Source organism: Saccharicrinis fermentans DSM 9555 = JCM 21142 (genome assembly GCF_000517085.1).
In the GTDB taxonomy this organism is placed as follows: domain Bacteria; phylum Bacteroidota; class Bacteroidia; order Bacteroidales; family Marinilabiliaceae; genus Saccharicrinis; species Saccharicrinis fermentans.
The window spans coordinates 1965358-1983238 of record NZ_KI912107.1 but is presented as its reverse complement, the minus strand read 5'-3'; the positions used below and the strand labels follow the sequence as shown (position 1 = coordinate 1983238).

The following is a 17881-nucleotide window of genomic DNA, read 5'->3' as shown; positions in this document are numbered from 1 at the left end:
AAAGTTCAACGAATGGGGTTAAAAGTAATACTAGGTGCTTTCTTGTTGTCGATGGTTCAATTTTTAACGGGTCAAATAATTATTAGGGGCTACGTGGAGGATTGTACTGTTCATGCACCTATTTCTTTTGCCAGTGTTTTATCACCCACTCTTCGTCAAGGAACGGCTACGGATACAGAAGGTTTTTTTCAGTTGAAAGCCAAGGTGGGAGATACGTTAGTGGTTCAGGTATCTAGTATTGGCTATTCATCCACTTCGGTTACTTATTTGGTGCAAGCGCAGGATAATCAGCTAAGCGTTTGCCTAGAGCCAGCCATGCAAAATATTGAAGAAATATCTGTGATAGCCGAGGAGAAGCAAAGTTTAGAAACAAGTTCTGTCATAAGTAAAGACGCTTTGACTCACCTACAGCCAACCAGTCTGGCAGATGTAATGGAGTTATTACCCGGGGGAACCTCGTCAGATATAGATCTCACAGGTATGCAGTTGATCGCATTACGTGAGGTAAAGGCCGCTATACAATCGATAGATACCCAGTATGATTATAATTCATCCTTTGGAACGTCTTTTATGGTGGATGGTCAGCTGGTTTCAAATGAAGCCCAGATGCAAAACATAACTGGTTATAGCGAGGGGACAGATCTGGATATTCATCAAACGAATACAACTGGTAAGGGTATTGATATGCGTATGTTATCCACTGATAATATTGAATCCATAGAGATTATCAGAGGCATCCCTTCGGTTCGTTATGGAGATTTGACCAGTGGAGTGGTTCTGATTAATAGAAATTATAAGGCAGGCGATTGGAAAGGCAGGTATAAAGCACAGCCTGGTTCAAAGCTTTTTGCCTTGGGTAAGGGTTTGCACTTGTTTAAAAGTCAGACTCTTAATCTTAATTTGGATTATCTGAATTATCAAAATGATCCCAGAGATGCAAAGAAGAACTATGCTCGCATGACAGGTTCGCTTCGGTACCAGAATCAGTTAAAGGGAGACAATCGCTTGGTGGTTATTCAGGGTAATATGGATTATACGGGTTCCTTTGATGAAAAAAGACTGGATCCTGAAATAGACCACGAAGAGACGGATTCTTATGAAGAAGACTATAACAAGCTACAAGGAGGAGGAAGGATTCATGCGCGTTTTTTTAATAGCTGGTTGAAAGAATTAGAATTTAGTGTTACCGGTAGTTATACACATACTGAAATGGAGGTGAGCAGAGCAGTAACCGGTAAGCTTCAACCAATAACTACGAGTCTTGAAGAGGGAGAATACTATGGAAGCTATTTGCCCGGGTCGTATGTGGCGAATTATAAAAACGAAGGTAAGCCCGTTCATTTTTCGACCTATGTAAATGGTCATATGGTTGCTTTTATCGGGGGTGTGGAACAACAGCTTCTAGTGGGAGCCAATTATGGTTATGACAAGAATTTTGGCGAAGGGGAGGTATATGATGCCACCCGTCCACTCTACGCAGGAACCGGTCGTACACGAGCACCCAAAGATGTACCGGCCATGCAAAAGTTGGCTGTATACATCGAAGATGAATTTGAAATTCCCATAAAAGGCCATCGTTTGGAGGTGAAGGCCGGGGTTCGTGCCTCCGCATCCTTGCATATGGATCAAGGCTATTACATTAATAATAAGGCATATTTCGATCCACGATTGAACGCGGCGTGGGTGTTTCCCGGTTTCCACTTATTTAATCAGGATGTTACCTTTAGCTTGAATGGTGGATTTGGATGGCAGACGAAATTTCCGGCTTTAACGCATCTGTACCCCCCCTTAAAATATATAGATAAGGTACAGCTTAATTATTATTCGCAAAATGAGAATCTGCGACAGATACAATACAAAACAGAGATTATTGATGTGGTGAATGACGATCTGCGGCCCAATAGAAATAGGAAGCAAGAGTTGGGATTTAGACTGAGTACGGACAAAATGAAGTTTCATGTGTTGGCATTCCATGAAGAATCCAACAAAGGATTTAAGTCACAGCGAGAAATAGCCATCATCGATTATAAGCTTTATGATGTGTCCAGTGGACCGGATCCAGCCACATTAAGTGCGCCCCCAACTGTTGATATGTTTGATTATGAAGAGCGACAAGTGTTTGAAAAGTATTCAAAGTATACCAATGGCGCAAGGGAAATAAAAAAAGGAATAGAGTACCAGCTAGATCTTGGTCGTATGGAGGCTATTCAGTCACGGGTATCCATAAATGGAGCCTATTTGTACAACAAGTATGAACTCAGCCAAGGGCGATACGTAGTTCCTCAGGTTGTGCTAGGAGATAAGGATTACCCTTATTATGGTTATTACTTGTGGGATGACGGCAAGACTTATAAACAATTTAATACCAACATACGCTTTGATACACAAATGGAAGAACTGGGCTTGATATTTTCTATCACAGTTCAAAACATGTGGTTTACCGACCGTAAATATAATGATTATGATGGTATGCCTGAATATTATTATAGCTACGACCAGGTTGCACATCCCTATCTGCCTGCCTATAAAGATGACCCCATATTGGGTTTTTTATATGATGAAGACAATACATTTAAAAATAACCGCATCCCCTATGAAGGGACGTTGAACTTAAAAGTCACCAAGTTAATTGGTAAGCGCATGAAACTAGCATTTTATGTGAATAGGCTATTGTATTATGCACCTGATTATTCACAAGCCGAAGGCTTTACTATCAGTCGTTATGCAAATCCTTATTTTGGAATGGAACTAAATATAAAACTATAAATAAATAATGATGAAAAAATTACTTTTTGGATTATCACTTTTGTTTTTGGGAATTTTTACTGCCTGTGAAGACGACAGTAAAGACATATCTGAGGTTGAGGTAACCATTACTTATCCAACAAATTTAGGAGATAAAAGTCCTGTATTTCAATCCGGTACTTTAACCCTTACAAATGTCAACTCTGGTTATGAGACAGTCTTGAACTTAACATCGATGGCGGTGCCTGCATTAAATTTAGAATACGGACTTTACCATATTGAATTAGAAGGGAATGTTTCTTACTCCACATTTGATGCGATGGGTGTAGAATCGAATCAGACCGCTCAGGTGCGTGCTTTAGAGGAGAATTATGAATTTGGAGGAGCCAATCAAACAGTCAATCTAGATTTGTTTTTGGTGATGCAAAGCTCTGGATTTGTCATCTCCGAAATCTTTTTTAGTGGGAGTTTAACACCAGAAGGTAAAAATTATTCAGAGGATGCTTATATAGAGATATATAACAACTCTTCAGAGGATTTATATGCGGATGGTCTGTGTATTGCTGAGTCTGGGTTTAAGACTTCTACGTTTGTGACTGGATTATCGCCAGATGAAACCTCAACACATGCAGTTGTTGGGCATATTTATAAAATACCAGGAAATGGTACAGAGCATCTTGTAAAACCGGGTGAGACTTTTTTATTGTGTGATTTAGCACTTGATCATACTAGTGAAAATGTTAATTCATTTGATTTATCGCATGCGGATTTCGAATGGTACGATGGACCCGATTATGACTCTGATGTACCTACTGTTCCCAATATGGTAAAGATGGCTTCTACATCAAAGTCTTCCTGGACAATGCACAACCGTGGATTTACCTCTTATTTTTTATTTAAAATGGACGACATAAGTCCTGAAACTTTTGTTGAGGAATATGATTATAGCTATGATTATCAGTTGATTGTTAATGATAATGTTTATGACAGAAGCGGTGCCTGTTGGAAGGTACCTAATGAGTATATTATTGATGCTGTTGAGTGCAGTACCCCTTCTAGTTTTGAATGGAAAATAATGAATCCTTCATTGGATATAAGTTGGACACATTGTGGAGATGGTGATGATGCACGTTATGGTAAGTCTGTTAAGCGTAAGGTGGATAGGGTAGAGAGTGACGGACGTAAGGTGTTGTTGGATACAAACGATTCTGCCTTTGACTTCATTCCCACAGCAGAACCTTCTCCTGGAACAATAGAAGATAAATAATGAATTTATAATGTAATATAGAGATGACTTGCTGTAGAAGGCAGGTCATCTACTTTTCTTTACCAGATAATGATGCGTATAACATTTCTTTTACTATCCATATTGATTGGTTCTTTTGCCATTGGCCAAAGTAGTGTCACTGGTCAGAACTATTTTACAAAAGAATTAAAGAGTTATATGGCATCCATGCTAAATAATCCTTCTTTTTATTTTTTTCATCCAGATAGCTCATTTTCTGATGTATCGTTACAATGGGAAAAAGATAAAGCAAAAGGCTTGTATCATATCCAAACAGGAAATGCACATACTACTTATTTGTTTCATGCCCAATCTTTATTAAAAAAGAAAAAAGAAGTTTTATGGGGTAGCGCAGCCTATAAAAATGAACAAATAGAAGGTATTAAGTGGAGCAATGTGGCAGATCCATTATTGGTATATCCATATATAGTTGCCGATACTATTGTTCGAACTTCTTATGGAGAGCATTACTATTTTAATGGTGGTTATGCTGTGCAATTCAATAAACTAAGTATTGGGGGTGAGGCTCACTATCGTTCCGGACTGGAATATCGAAAACTGGATCCGAGACCCAAATCTACTATATCAGATTTAAAAATTTCTATGGGAGCTACCTTGCCTGTTGGTAAGCAACGGTTAGGATTACATTTAAAGTATGGCGGTTATAAGCAAGAGCAAATTGTTGAGATCTATCGATCGGGTGGTGGAAGTAAGATGTTTTACATGAGAGGGTTAGGTGCACTTGATGATCGTTACTCCACAGTAATAACTGCCAATGATAGACCCCAAAATAAATATAAGATAGAGCAAGGTAGTTTAGGTATTCAATTATTTCCAGCTAATAATAAAGGATGGTTTGCAACTGCTGATTTCTGTTATTCAACGCTGAAGCAATTAGATACTTCAAATAATATTGTCAACCAACTTAATTCTCATCAATATCATTCTGAACTTGGATACCTATTATCGGATAACTTAAAGGATATAAGGTTAAAAATGTATGTGACACTAAAATCAAATAACGGAACTGAATATAATTATAATAATTCTGGTATATTAGTCAGCAATCTTAAAAAATATTCTTTAGATAATTATCAAGTTGGTCTATCTGGGATAATGATGTTTCAACCCCTTGAAAAAAGACAATGGTTCGTAGATATGGATGCTGGTTATATAAAATATGATGAGACGCACTTGATTTCTTTGGTTACAGCTCCTTCTTTTCAGAGATATAGCGTTATTCAAACGAAATTAAATGGTGGTTTTAATTATAGAATGAATACTTCTGGTTTAAGTGCTCAATTATCCACTATATTCTCGTATTATTTAGATAAGGATTTGGAAACAAGTACCTCTGTTGCACCAACAGCGAATGAAACTTTTGTGATACCTAATTATAAGTATCTAACAAGCAAAAAAATATTGTTATCACCAGAAATTCGCTATGATAAGGATTTAGATGGATCTAGCGGACTTTATATTAAAGCTATTTATTGTTACGAAATATATGATATTGATTTACCTTTTTCAGCATTTCATCTGGCTATTGGATTCACATTATAGAAAATATGCAAGCAATCGTACAATGTAAAAATCTAACTCACTATTACGGCAATCGCTGTATCTATGAGAACTTAAACTTTGAGATTCCACAAGGTCGTATATTAGGACTATTGGGAAAGAATGGCACTGGAAAAACAACTACTATTAATATATTAAACGGTTACCTGAAACCGCGCAGTGGAGAATGTCTTGTGTTTGGAGAAAACTCGGCTAACTTATCTCCAGCAACCAAACAAAAAGTTGGCTTGCTCATTGAAGGACATGTGCAGTACCCTTTTATGAATATTGCTGAAATAGAAAAATTTTATGCCGCCTTTTATCCCCAATGGAAAAAAGAAGCCTATTGGGAATTAATGAAGATGCTGAAAATTGACCATAAGCAGAAGCTCTCGCAAATGTCATGTGGACAGCGTTCTCAGGTGGCGTTGGGACTGATACTGGCGCAGGACGCAGAGCTCTTGATATTGGATGACTTTTCCATGGGACTTGATCCCGGGTATCGTGTGCTGTTCGTGGATTACCTCAGTGAATATGCCAGGGCTGAAAATAAAACCGTGTTTGTTACTTCGCATATTATTCAGGATATGGAACGTTTAATTGATGATTGTATGATCATGGATTACGGAGGTATTATATTGCAAAGGCCAGTGAAGGAATTGTTGTCGAACTTTAAACGTTATCGACTTAAATCGGTAGATGTGGAAAAACTAAATGGAGTGGATGGAATCTTTCATCCAGTTACCATTAAAGAAAATACAGAACTATATTCAATGTTAAAAAAAGAAGAACTCTTGGAAATGTTCTCTTCTAAAAATATTTTAGCAGATAATATGATAGAAGAAAACCTCACTTTAGAAGAGGCTTTTATTGGGCTAACGGGAAAATACTAGTTCATGAAAAAAGCACTCATATACAAGGAATGGAAAAAAACAAGGTTTATTTCCATGGGAATTTTATTAACCGGAGTTCTACTGATGATTTATATATTTATATCTGTTGGTCGTTCCTTTCGTTTTGCCGGAATGGAACACCTGTGGGATATTATTGTCAACCGGAAACAATTTTTATTTAGGGATATCAAATATTTTCCGGTAATCACAGGTATAGGTATGTCTGTAGCTCAGTTTGTACCCGAGATTATACAAAAACGAATTAAATTGACTTTGCACCTACCTCTAAAAGAATCCAGCATTATTAAACTAATGCTAGGGTATGGTTTAGGTGTTTTACTGCTTACATTTTTAGTACAATGCATCGCTTTGTATATTTTTTCCTGCTGTTATTTCCCAACTGAATTTGTGGTGTCGACATTTCAGACAGTAATACCTTGGTACTTGGCAGGTTTGGTATCGTACTTATTGGTTGCAGGTATTACTCTAGAACCAACATGGAAAATGCGAATAATATATTCAATAATGGGTTTTGCTACCATTCGTTTATATTTTCTTTCGTTTATGCCAGGGGCTATGGTACCCATGCTATGGCTTGTAGTATGTATTGCAATATTATTATTTCCTTTGAGTTTATTATCGGTTCATCGGTTTAAAAATGGTAATATAGATTAGGTTTATGCGTGAAACAAGTCATTTTATCACATATGAAATCGGCATGGATCAAGTAAATTGTCCGGCACATGTGATCGTGGATATAATTTGTACCGGTAATTGGGATTTTGCTAAATTAATTAGAGTGTATGAAAATTATTAAATATTCGATCATTGTATTGTGTACCATGCTGTTGGCTTGGTTTTTGCCATTGTTGTACCATATGGTAAGCGATCAGTCAGCTCGTAATGTTTTTACTTACTATAGCTCGGTAGAGAATGCTTTTTGTACCATGGACTATAATGATGGAGGTCAAGGTTTTTTTGGACGAAACTTAAAAACAGGAAAAGAATATTCTGAATCTGAATTTGATAGTATTTTACCATTGTTTTATGCGAAACAATTGTTTAAAGACAATAGGTTTCCGGATAGTATAAATGGTCAAGCAGTGACTGTGCAGGATATAAGTCGCGGAACGTTTTTTTTAAAATATAACCCGGTAGAAATTAGTACACCTGCTATTCCTATTTATACTTTGTTTGAATCATTTTCGGGAAGGGTAAAGCTGGAGATGCCTGGAGATGTTTTTCGTATTAAAAACAAAATAGAGTTTATAAATCCGGAAACGAATGAGATTAATATAAAAAAAAGTCAACTTTTTATGCAAGCATTTGAGGGTGTTGGCTTTGCTTTTCCGGCTAAAAAGCTTTTTGGTAATCCAACGCTTCGAAAATTATATGATGAAGGGTACTTTGTGTTGGATGCGAAGGATCGTATTTTTCACTTGAAGATGGTGAATGGAAAACCTTTTGTTAAAAATATAAATATACCTGCTGATATTCAGCCATTACATATTACAGTTCGTGAACCTCAGGATAAAAGTCATTATGGTTTTTTGTTTGATAAGAAAGACAGGGTTTATCTTATTACCACCAATAATTATGAACTCCAACTCATAAAAACCCCTGTTTTTAATGCCGAAAAGGATCGCTTAATTGTCATGGCTAATCCATTTTTCTGGATGACGAACGTGGTTTCAGACAAGGGGAAAGAATGTCTGGCACTTGAGGCCATATCCAAAAATGTAGTCGATAGTATCAGTCTACTTAGACCGCAGGAAACGGAAGTGGTTTTAAGTTACGTTTTTCCTTTTCAAATTACTTTTTTATCTGGGTATAGTGAGTTTGTAAAACCATGTATACAGTTTGCTGAATTGTGGGTGTTGGTCGTAAATTTTGTTTTAGCCTTCATTTTTTGGCTTTATTTTAGACAAAAGGATGCACAAAATTTGATGCCTTATTTGCTTTGGATAGGGGGCACCGGCGTTTTTGGTTTTATTGTTTGTTTGTTATTGAAGGAATAGACGGAGTATATAACACGTAGCTTTTTTAAGCCGTCTTCGAAAGTATGCTAGCTTGTCAAAGCGTAGGGTTTATTCTCCTTTTCTTTATATGAGAGAATAAACCCTTATATACAATGTTTTTTAGATGTTTTGATCGTTTTTTACGGCGCATAAATTGCCACACATGGTACAATGATCTTCTTCACTACTCTCCGATTCCATTTTTCTTTTTTGTGCCAGTTCAGGATCAAGTGCATTTTTAAATATGGTATCCCAGTCCAATTCCCTACGTGCTTTTGATATTGTGTAGTCACGTTGCTTGCTGCCATTGATATTGTTTACTATGTCAGCGCTGTGGGCTGCTATTTTACTTGCCATCACGCCTTCTTTTACATCATGCGCATTAGGAAGACATAGGTGCTCGGCAGGTGTAACATAGCATAAAAAATCTGCACCATGAATGGCAGCCATGGTACCTCCAATGGCACCAACGATATGATCATATCCAGGGGCGGAATCGGTAACTAAGGGGCCCAGAACATACAAGGGGGCCTCATGACAAATCTTCTTCATGAATCTCATGTTACTTTCAATCTGATCCATAGGCATATGACCAGGACCTTCCACCATTACTTGTACACCCTTTTCTCTGGCTCTATCCACTAATTTGCCGAGGGTCAATAATTCAGCTATTTGTCCTCTGTCTGAAGCATCTGCTCCGCAGCCCGGACGCAATCCATCACCTAAACTGATAGTTACATCATATTTACGGCATATCTCAAGAATCCTGTCGTACTGCTCATATAGAGGATTTTCTTTATTGTTATCAACCATCCATCGTTTTAGTAGTGCGCCACCCCGACTGACGATGCCGCATACTCTTTCGTCATTATCTAAAAATGAAAGAGAATATTGGGTTATTCCACAATGAAGTGTCATAAAATCAACACCCATCTGGGCTTGAAGTTCTATTTCTTGAAATAATTCTTCCGGATCAAGTTGGGCAATTTTCTTTCCTTCCGATAATAAACGGGTTGCCATACCATAAATAGGTACTGTACCTACCATTACCGTTGATTGTGAAATAATTTGTTTTAATATCTGATGGATATTACCTCCTGTAGATAAATCCATAATGGCATCGGCTCCATATTTTATGGCAATACCCATTTTTTCAAGCTCTTCATGCAATTGGCAATGCTTTTCGGATGTCCCTAGATTGGCATTTACCTTTGTGCTTAAGCCTTTTCCGATGGCCCGTACCGGAAAATCATGGTGCTTGTTTTTGGGAATAACAATGTGCCCGTATGCCACTTCATTTCTAATCCACTCAGTATCTACCTGTTCTTTTTGTGCCACTTCGTACATTTGCGGCGTTATAATACCTTCTTTGGCACTTTCTATTTGTGTTTTCATCTGCATATAGTTTAACAAAATTAAAAGGTAAGTGTAGTTTTGAATTTATTTGGGTCCCAGAGGTACAATTGAAAGTTCGATCCATGACCGTTTAATTTTGTTTATTTTAATAGTTTGTTTACATTTTCAATTTGTTCATCGAATTTTGTGCTTTGCATAAAGTGGCGAACCATAGCTATGTTTTTTGCGCCAGCTTTTGTCACCTGCTCTATGTTTTCTAGAAAAATACCACCTATGGCAACCACTGGTACGTTGGCAAAACGCAATACTTTTTGAAGTTGTTCTGTACCCACGGGGGGGATCAGGAATGGCCTTGGCGTTGGTTGGAAAAATTGGACCAAACCCGATGTAGTCAGGATGGTGTTTCAATGCTTCTTTAGCTTGCTCAATAGAATGGGTGGATATGCCTATTTTCATATTGCCCACAATACTTCGGGCATCATTAATAGGTATATCGTCTTGTCCTAAGTGTAGGAAGTCAGCATCGCAAATAGCGGCTATATCCGGTCTGTCGTTTATTACAAAATTGGTAGAGCTATTTTTTGTGATGCTTTTGATCTCCTTTCCAATCTTAATGAGTTCTTTGTCACTAAGGTGTTTTTCGCGTAACTGAAGCATTTTTACACCATGTAAAACACATTTTTCTGCAATGACGGAATAGGGTAGCTGAGGACGAGTTAAAATGATATAGGTTCCAAAATTCTCCATCCTATTTATTTAAGTTGTCGGCTATTAAATTGGCCACTTTTTTACCAGACAATAGCATTCCTCCAAAGATAGGCCCCATCCTAAAGCCTCCGCTAACCCCATTGGAAGCCATTCCTGATACATACAAACCGGGGTAAATTTCTTTGGTGTTTTCTATGGTAGTGCGTTCGGCTTCGTCGATCGATAAGGATCTTTCTCCTTCTACCTTACCCGATGCCGTGAGCAATTGAATGTTATTCTTTCGTTCAAGGATTCGGGCTATATCACAATCGTGACCGGTACCATCGATTACTGCTTTGGCCATAATTACCAAGGGGTCAACGTGCATTTTCTCACGGTGAACAGGTGCCCAATTAAGAACGACACCACTTACCTTATTATCAAGAAATACTACGTCTTCTACAGATGTGCAGTTAAAAAATGTTGCACCGGCTTGGGTGGCATGATAAATGAGTGCACTGGTGGCATGTACCGAATCAAGGGTGTAGTAATCTTTGTCGTAATGCTTGTATGAAATATTCAATTCGTCCAGAATAGGTAAGGCCTCTTTCTGTATTACAATTTCATTGAACATCATGGCACCTCCCCACATGCCGCCTCCGGGTGCCAGTTTACGTTCGTATACGCTTACTTTAAACCCTTGCCTGGCCAGATAATAAGCTGCTACCATGCCCGATGGTCCTCCGCCTACAATGGCAACATCTACGGTTAAATTTTCTTTGAGTTTTTTGAAATAGGAATCAACAATTCCTACTGATACAATTTGTTCCATTTTACTGTTTATTTAAATGAATATTACAAATAAACAGGGGAATATAACTTTGGATAGTTGATTCTCACTTTACTTTCCTACGCAGGCATTATCCTGTTCAGGTTAAAGGGTATAATCTCAGCCTTGAAGTTAGGCACCCCTAGTTTATTTTTTACAAATGTATGATAAAATATTTTAATACTGTTAAAAAAGAGATAATAAAAGAAACCTGGCGTAAATTTTATATATCACAAGCAATTGATACTGGTGGATTTTTCTTGTGACCATTGGAAATGAAAGATATGAAAATATTTGTTCTGTGAAACCCTTTTATTATATGAATAGGCGGCTTTGGGTACAGTGTGTAGCACGGTTTTTGTTTTATTGTAGGGGGGCTTTGTTGATGGGTTAGTGAGTCTAAAATATACTGCTTTAACCGGGTTTGATGAGGATGTAGACAACGGTACAATATTCAGGCGAGATCCTTCATAAAATAATGGTCGGATTTGTATAAACACCCGTTGCTTATGTGCTAGATATTGTTTCTAAAGACCACTATTTTTGTAGTAGATAATTAATAGAGGCTGTTTAGTCTATTTATATAAAAAAAGGCTAGGACGGCAATGTTAACTTGTAAGCTAAAAATTAAGAAAGATGAATTGTAAGCATGCTATCATTGCGTTTTTTATAGCGCTACCTTTAATGACTTTATCGGCACAAAAGAAGTATAAACCGGAGTGGGAATCACTGCTTAAGTATGAAACACCTGAGTGGTTTAAAGATGTTAAGTTTGGTATTTTTATACATTGGGGCCCCACCACTGTTCCAGCCAATAACTCGGAATGGTACGGCTATCATATGTGGAACGAAGGACAAGTGGATGCCTTGGGAAATCCAAGTCAAGAAGCATCGAATGCCTATAAAAACCATGTGAAAGATTTTGGAAAGCCAGAGGATTTTGGCTATACCAAGTTTATACCCATGTTTAAAGCAGAGAAGTTTGATGCCAAGGAGTGGGTTGATTTATTTGAGGAGGCCGGGGCTAAATATATTGTTCCTGTGGGGGAGCATTGTGACGGTTTTGCCATGTATGATTCTAAAATTACCCGTTGGAAAGCTACTGAAATGGGTCCTAAGAAAGATATTGTAGGGTTGATATTTGATGAAGCTAAAAAGCGAGGTTTAAAAGTGGGTATGTCATCACATTTTGCTTATGGATGGCACTGGTGGACCTATAAGGAAAAGTTTGAAACGATGAATCCAGAATTAAAGGATTTCTATTGGACTAAGCATGATAGATGGGAACCTGCATCAAAAGAGTGGGTAAAACATTGGTATGAACGTTCTATGGATATGATGACCCAATATAAACCTGATCTTTTTTGGTTCGATCTGGGTTTCAGTGAACCGGCCTATGAAGAGTATCGTAAAAAATTTATCGCTAATTATTACAATCAAGGTTTAAAAAATAATCAGGAAGTAGTTCTGAATTACAAAAATATTAAATGGCGACCTGTGCCGGATGGTGCTGCGGTTCTTGATATTGAAAGTGGTAAGTTAGATCGTATTCGTGAAGAAGCTTGGCAAACAGATATGTCATTGGGAGGATGGCGTTGGGGGTATACCGATGACTATCAAATGCGGGAAGCAGGAGCCTATATTAACGACTTGATTGATATCGTAAGTAAAAATGGTTGTTTGCTTTTGAATGTGGCTCCTAATAAGCATGGTGTTATTCCTGAAGATCAGCAGGCTATTCTAAGAGAAATAGGTGCCTGGTTAAAGATTAATGGAGAAGGCATTTACAAAACGCGTCCTTTTACGGTATTTGGACAAGGCCCTACCAATGCAGTTATGAAGTTACATGGTAACATGCACGACAAAGGTTTTACTTCTGATGATGTACGTTATACCCAAAAAGGGCAAAATATATATGCTTTTATTTTGAAACAAAAGGAAGGTCGTACTACCTTCAGTTTTGATGCCTTGGGGTCGGATGACAGAATAATTAATGATGCCATTAAAAAAGTGTCTATCATGGGGTATGATAAAGCGATTAATTGGATTCAGAAAAATGACGAGCTGGTCGTTGAATTACCTCTGACAAGCACTTTGAAAAATGCCATTGGATTTAAAATAGAGCTGGAAGAAGCTCCGGATGATATCTTAAAAACAAAGTAGTAGCCTTGTCGCTTATTTTGTTGGTGATGAAGAATGAATGAGTTTCTCTCTAAATTCTTTTGGCGTTAGACCGAATTGGGTTTTAAACAATTTTGAAAAATGAGAATGGGTATTGAACCCAATTTCGGTCATAACATCAGATACTCTAACCGTAGGATTTTTTTCAAATATTAGTTTAGCCTTTTTTAGTCTGTAATGCGTAATAAACTGACCCACCGACTCACCTGTGAGAGCCTTTATTTTTCGGTTAAACTGCATGTAGCTGTATGCTAATTCCTGGGCAACATCTTCAACTTTCAGGTTAGAATTAGCAATGTTTTCATCAATAAAATCCACAAATTTTTTCAGTAAGTTATCGTCATAAGATGTAGATTCAATATTGTCTGTTACAAGGGAGTATTTTTCCTTGTAAGTTTGCTGTAGTTTTTTTCGCGAATCAAGTAGGTTGTTTATCTGAGCTGTTAAATGGTCTGCTCTAAATGGCTTTGAAATATAAGCATCTGCCCCCTTGGATATTCCTTCTATTCTTTCTTCCAGTGTATCTTTGGCTGTTAACATGATCAAGGGTATATGACAAGTCTTCGAATCATCTTTGATACGCTTGCACAACTCATTTCCATCCATTTCAGGCATCATTATATCACTGATGATTATGTCTGGTATATGTTTTTGTGCCAATTCAAAACCTTTTATGCCATTGATGGCCGTAAGGATCTGAAAATGTTGTTGGAAGATATCACTGATGAAATCAATCATATCTAAGTTGTCTTCCACAATTAAAATGCTTTGTTGTTTATCTTCTGATAATTCTTTATCACTGTTTTCTATACAGTATGGAGCTTTTATGTGGCTGTTTTGATATATAGCAACATTCGTAAAGGGTGTATGATTTAGGGGAAGCGTAAAGACAAACTCTGAGTTTTCACCATATTTACCAATTTCTTTGATGGTTCCCTTATGAAGTTCAATAAATTCTTTGGTCATTGAAAGTCCAATGCCAGTGCCTGAAGATTTGTTTTTAAGTTGATAAAATCGATCAAATATTTGTAGTTTCTTTGATGGGGGAATGCCTTCTCCTTCATTTAAAATACTGAATACAAATTCATTTTTATCTATTAATGATTTAATTAGCACCTGGCTATTTTTTTTTGAGTATTTGCATACATTTGAAATGAGATTGTACAGTACCTTTTCTATTTTATCATAGTCAAACCAGCATTCTATTTTTTCTACTTTATTTATAAATTGTACTTTCAATTCTGCCTTTTTAAATGCATATTCATACGCTAATAAAACGTCTTGAATTAGTTCATTGATATCTGCCTTCTGTAGATTCGCCTGCATTTTTTTCTGTTCAAGTTTCCTGAAATCAAGCAATTGGTTTATCAATCGCTGTAGCCGTAGTGCATTTCGTAATACCAGTGATAGGTTTTTTGAATCGCTACTTTTAGAATTTTTCATCATGCTTTCTACAGGGCCAATAATTAAAGATAAAGGCGTTTTAAATTCATGGGATACATTTGTGAAAAACTGTTGTTTCATTTCAAACAACTCTTTGTCTTGTTGTTTAGCTAATCCTTCCAACTTTAAAGATTGTTTTAACTGAGAAATATTGTGAAGGTATTTGTATATGATAAATAGCAGGCAGCAAAATACGAGTCCAAAAGATAGTTTGGCCATCCATGTTAAATACCAAGGAGGCAATATACAAATGTGTAACTCTTTTATTTCTTGGTTCTCAACGTTGTCGGAATTGAGTGCTTTTAATTGAAATGTATAATTGCCGTGCGGTAATCTTGGATAGTTTACGGTATTCTGTAAAGCCGATGTGCGATGCCAATTGTTATCAATACCTTTTAGTCTATACTTTATAGAGTTGTTTTCAGGAGAAGAATAATGTAAGGTTGAAAACTCAATTGTAAAGTTATTACATTCGTGGGGTATAGTGATTTGATCCAGCACTTCTAGGGATGCCGGTAATATGATTGTATTGTGTATCTTTTCATTGACCTTAATAGGTTTGCCCAGTATTTGTAATCCGGTGAGTGCTACTTGTGCAGGAATGTCGTTTATTAATATTCTATCAGGATTGAATGCCACGATACCATTATTTCCACCAAATAATAATTGTCCATCTTTTGTTTTTGCACCAGCCTTTATGTTTAGTTTGCTGTTCCCGTCAGGCAAGGGGTATGCATATTGAATGTACGAATTGTGCTGGATATCATATTTTATGATTCCTTTTTGTGAGGCAATCCATAGGTTGTTTTTGTCATCGGTTTGTATGTCGAAGATGGAACTTACAGGTAAGTTTATGAGGTTTTTTCGATTATAAAAACCAATGATATTATTGTTTTTTAAATTAATTTTGTTTAATCCTCCATTGTAAGTTCCAACCCACAATTGGTGATTGTAATCCTTACAAATGGAGGTAACTCTGGAATGACTTAAAGACATCTCATTGTTGGGGTCGTAATAGTAGTGATTAAGATATAGTGTGTCTTTTTCTTCTGCAACAGTAAACAAACCATGATTCATTGCAATATAAGTTCCTAAACTATCCATGCAAAGGATCTGATTTACTCTTTCGTTTAATTCTACTCCGTTAAGCGTCTTAATGGGTACTTGGGAACAATTTCCAGTGATTACATTTTGGAAATTATTGTGATAGTCGACACATAATAATCCTTTTGCACCACCAATCCATAATCTATTTTTATGATCAACACCAAAATTAAAAATAGGATTGTTGCCTATCATATGATGTAACTTGCTGCCTGGAGGTAATGTTGTAAATTGTTCTGTATCTAAATTGTAAAAGAGTATGGTGGTGCCAGCGCCAATGATGACATAATTATTTAATTGGAACAAAGCATATCTCATAATATCCTTTTTATATATTAGTTCAAATTCAAATTCAGATATATGTGTTTCTGAGAAATGATTGATAGATCTATTGAGCTCTCCTTGTAATGTTCCGGCCCATAAATATCCTTTTGAATCAATTAAAATAGGGTTGATATAATCATGCGAAAGTGATTTTTTATCCATGGGATTATGCTTTAAGTTGAAAAAGGGCTTACGTTTTGTATCGATTTTTGTAATTCCTCCCTGGCCTTTCCCAATCCAAATTACGCCCGACTTGTCTTCAAATAGACAAAGCAGCGTATTCCATTTTAAGCTATTTTTGTTATCACTTTGCAGGTATCTTTTTATATGACCATCGTTGCTATTTATTTCAATTAAACCGTTTCCAACAGTTGATATGTAGATGTTTTTATTTGTAGATACTAATATGTCGGTAATGCTACTCATTTTTAAAGAAAATATTGGATGGGTTCCCGGCATCTTTAATGCTTTTATTTGGCCCGTTTTTGTTAGATTTATTCGGCTTATAAAAGTTTTAAATCCTATGTAGTAGGTAGAATCAGACTCTCGTTCAATTGTATTGAAGACTGCATTTCTATAGGAGTACGAGATTATTTTTAATATATTTTGCCTGTAATCATATTGCGCAACTCCAATACCTCCATTTTCTGCAGCGATAAAAAATAATGAATCCGTAGCATGAAAAATATTTTTTATTTTTTCTTGTTGAGGAAAAAATGCATGACCAGCTATTGCTACATCTTTTATTTCATTGTTTTTAGTTAAGCATAATATGCCCGTGGAGGAGGTGATAAGTGTGTTACTAGAATTTGTTTGACAAATTTTAGAATGGATACCGATTGTTTGATGGGGGATTTGTTGAAATCTGTCTTCATGCTGAAAATATTTACATAGTCCGCTTGTTGTAATGGCTAGAATGTCATTGTTTTTATCAACACTTAATTCAAATACCTTATCACAAGGTATTAAGTGGTCATCCTTATAAAAATGTTCATAAGCAACAGTGTGGATGCCATCGTACCTCACGAGTCCTTTATGGGTTGCTAACCACAAAAAGCCATTGTTGTCCTGTGTAATATCAAATATTCCATCTTGATGGATACCTGGTTGTTGTATCTGATCAAAAAAAACATTTTGACCAAAGATGGTAAAATGGGATGTATAAGTAGATATGAAGATAAGTATCCAAGCGAACTTATGGGTCATTTAGGAACTATTTAAATTCATTAAAATTGCGATCCTAAAATTATAAAATAATTTCATTCATTATTGAATGTATTAAATAATGATTCTTTTTTGTTGTATGTTAAGTTGCATATAGTCAAGGGTTTGTAAAAGTGTGTAAATGTATTGTTACAATAGTTGTAGCTTTTGTTAGAATCTAGGTAATGGTTTGATAACAGGACATGTAATATTGTAAAGCATTTATGAATGCGATAAGGTGAAGTAGTTATCT

At 36.5% G+C, this 17881-nt stretch carries 10 protein-coding genes, 1 pseudogene and 1 riboswitch; of the genes and pseudogenes, 7 read left to right on the top strand and 4 right to left on the bottom strand.

The genetic code is table 11. From position 1 onward, the window contains the following. The first annotated feature begins 12 nt into the window (after window positions 1-12). From CYTFE_RS0107800 to CYTFE_RS0107770, 6 genes are all read left to right on the top strand, one after another. Complete coding sequence (locus CYTFE_RS0107800) at window positions 13-2766, top strand: TonB-dependent receptor (protein ID WP_027471354.1); 2754 nt, start codon at window positions 13-15, stop codon at window positions 2764-2766. Between the two features lie 7 nt (window positions 2767-2773). Next, window positions 2774-4012 (top strand): DUF4876 domain-containing protein, encoded by a 1239-nt coding sequence (locus CYTFE_RS0107795; protein WP_044262664.1) that lies wholly within the window; start codon window positions 2774-2776, stop codon window positions 4010-4012. A 69-nt stretch (window positions 4013-4081) separates the two neighbouring features. Next, complete coding sequence (locus CYTFE_RS0107790) at window positions 4082-5593, top strand: DUF6850 family outer membrane beta-barrel protein (RefSeq protein WP_027471352.1); 1512 nt, start codon at window positions 4082-4084, stop codon at window positions 5591-5593. Between the two features lie 5 nt (window positions 5594-5598). Beyond that, window positions 5599-6483 carry an ABC transporter ATP-binding protein gene (locus CYTFE_RS0107785; RefSeq protein ID WP_027471351.1) on the top strand — a complete coding sequence of 295 codons (885 nt, stop codon included), beginning with the start codon at window positions 5599-5601 and terminating at the stop codon, window positions 6481-6483. Window positions 6484-6486: 3 nt separating this feature from the next. After that, entirely contained in the window at window positions 6487-7158 is a 672-nt protein-coding gene (locus tag CYTFE_RS0107780; protein WP_027471350.1) for a hypothetical protein, read from the top strand. A gap of 128 nt (window positions 7159-7286) precedes the next feature. After that, the gene (locus tag CYTFE_RS0107770; RefSeq protein WP_027471349.1) at window positions 7287-8501 is read left to right on the top strand and encodes a DUF4857 domain-containing protein; all 1215 of its coding nucleotides are present in this window, start codon (window positions 7287-7289) and stop codon (window positions 8499-8501) included. 120 nt (window positions 8502-8621) lie between these two features. On the opposite strand, the gene thiC is transcribed toward CYTFE_RS0107770, so the two are convergent. The 3 genes and pseudogenes from thiC to CYTFE_RS0107755 all read right to left on the bottom strand — a co-directional run bounded on the left by thiC (window position 8622) and on the right by CYTFE_RS0107755 (window position 11376). Next, on the bottom strand, window positions 8622-9896 hold the full coding sequence (thiC, locus tag CYTFE_RS0107765) for a phosphomethylpyrimidine synthase ThiC (protein WP_027471348.1): 1275 nt from the start codon (window positions 9894-9896) through the stop codon (window positions 8622-8624). Between the two features lie 101 nt (window positions 9897-9997). Further along, window positions 9998-10514 (bottom strand): annotated as a pseudogene (gene thiE / locus CYTFE_RS25560) (thiamine phosphate synthase). A gap of 91 nt (window positions 10515-10605) precedes the next feature. Beyond that, a complete protein-coding gene (locus CYTFE_RS0107755) occupies window positions 10606-11376 on the bottom strand; it encodes a sulfide-dependent adenosine diphosphate thiazole synthase (protein WP_027471347.1) in 771 nt (256 codons plus the stop codon). 57 nt (window positions 11377-11433) lie between these two features. After that, window positions 11434-11527: riboswitch (TPP riboswitch) on the bottom strand. 482 nt (window positions 11528-12009) lie between these two features. Here CYTFE_RS0107755 and CYTFE_RS0107745 point away from each other — a divergent pair. Then, window positions 12010-13536, top strand: a complete 1527-nt coding sequence (locus CYTFE_RS0107745; RefSeq protein ID WP_027471346.1) for an alpha-L-fucosidase — start codon at window positions 12010-12012, stop codon at window positions 13534-13536. 12 nt (window positions 13537-13548) lie between these two features. Here the strand turns inward: CYTFE_RS0107745 and CYTFE_RS0107740 are convergent, their stop codons facing one another. Then, complete coding sequence (locus CYTFE_RS0107740) at window positions 13549-17631, bottom strand: hybrid sensor histidine kinase/response regulator transcription factor (RefSeq protein WP_027471345.1); 4083 nt, start codon at window positions 17629-17631, stop codon at window positions 13549-13551. Window positions 17632-17881: the final 250 nt, after the last annotated feature.

Excerpts from the sequence above, each read along its gene's own strand:
- CYTFE_RS0107800 (WP_027471354.1), top strand. The coding sequence starts at position 13 with ATGGGGTTAAAAGTAATACTAGGTGCTTTCTTGTTGTCGATGGTTCAA.
- CYTFE_RS0107740 (WP_027471345.1), bottom strand. The coding sequence starts at position 17,631 with ATGACCCATAAGTTCGCTTGGATACTTATCTTCATATCTACTTATACA.
- CYTFE_RS0107780 (WP_027471350.1), top strand. The coding sequence starts at position 6,487 with ATGAAAAAAGCACTCATATACAAGGAATGGAAAAAAACAAGGTTTATT.
- CYTFE_RS0107770 (WP_027471349.1), top strand. The coding sequence starts at position 7,287 with ATGAAAATTATTAAATATTCGATCATTGTATTGTGTACCATGCTGTTG.
- CYTFE_RS0107785 (WP_027471351.1), top strand. The coding sequence starts at position 5,599 with ATGCAAGCAATCGTACAATGTAAAAATCTAACTCACTATTACGGCAAT.
- CYTFE_RS0107795 (WP_044262664.1), top strand. The coding sequence starts at position 2,774 with ATGATGAAAAAATTACTTTTTGGATTATCACTTTTGTTTTTGGGAATT.
- CYTFE_RS0107755 (WP_027471347.1), bottom strand. The coding sequence starts at position 11,376 with ATGGAACAAATTGTATCAGTAGGAATTGTTGATTCCTATTTCAAAAAA.
- CYTFE_RS0107790 (WP_027471352.1), top strand. The coding sequence starts at position 4,082 with ATGATGCGTATAACATTTCTTTTACTATCCATATTGATTGGTTCTTTT.
- thiC (WP_027471348.1), bottom strand. The coding sequence starts at position 9,896 with ATGAAAACACAAATAGAAAGTGCCAAAGAAGGTATTATAACGCCGCAA.
- CYTFE_RS0107745 (WP_027471346.1), top strand. The coding sequence starts at position 12,010 with ATGAATTGTAAGCATGCTATCATTGCGTTTTTTATAGCGCTACCTTTA.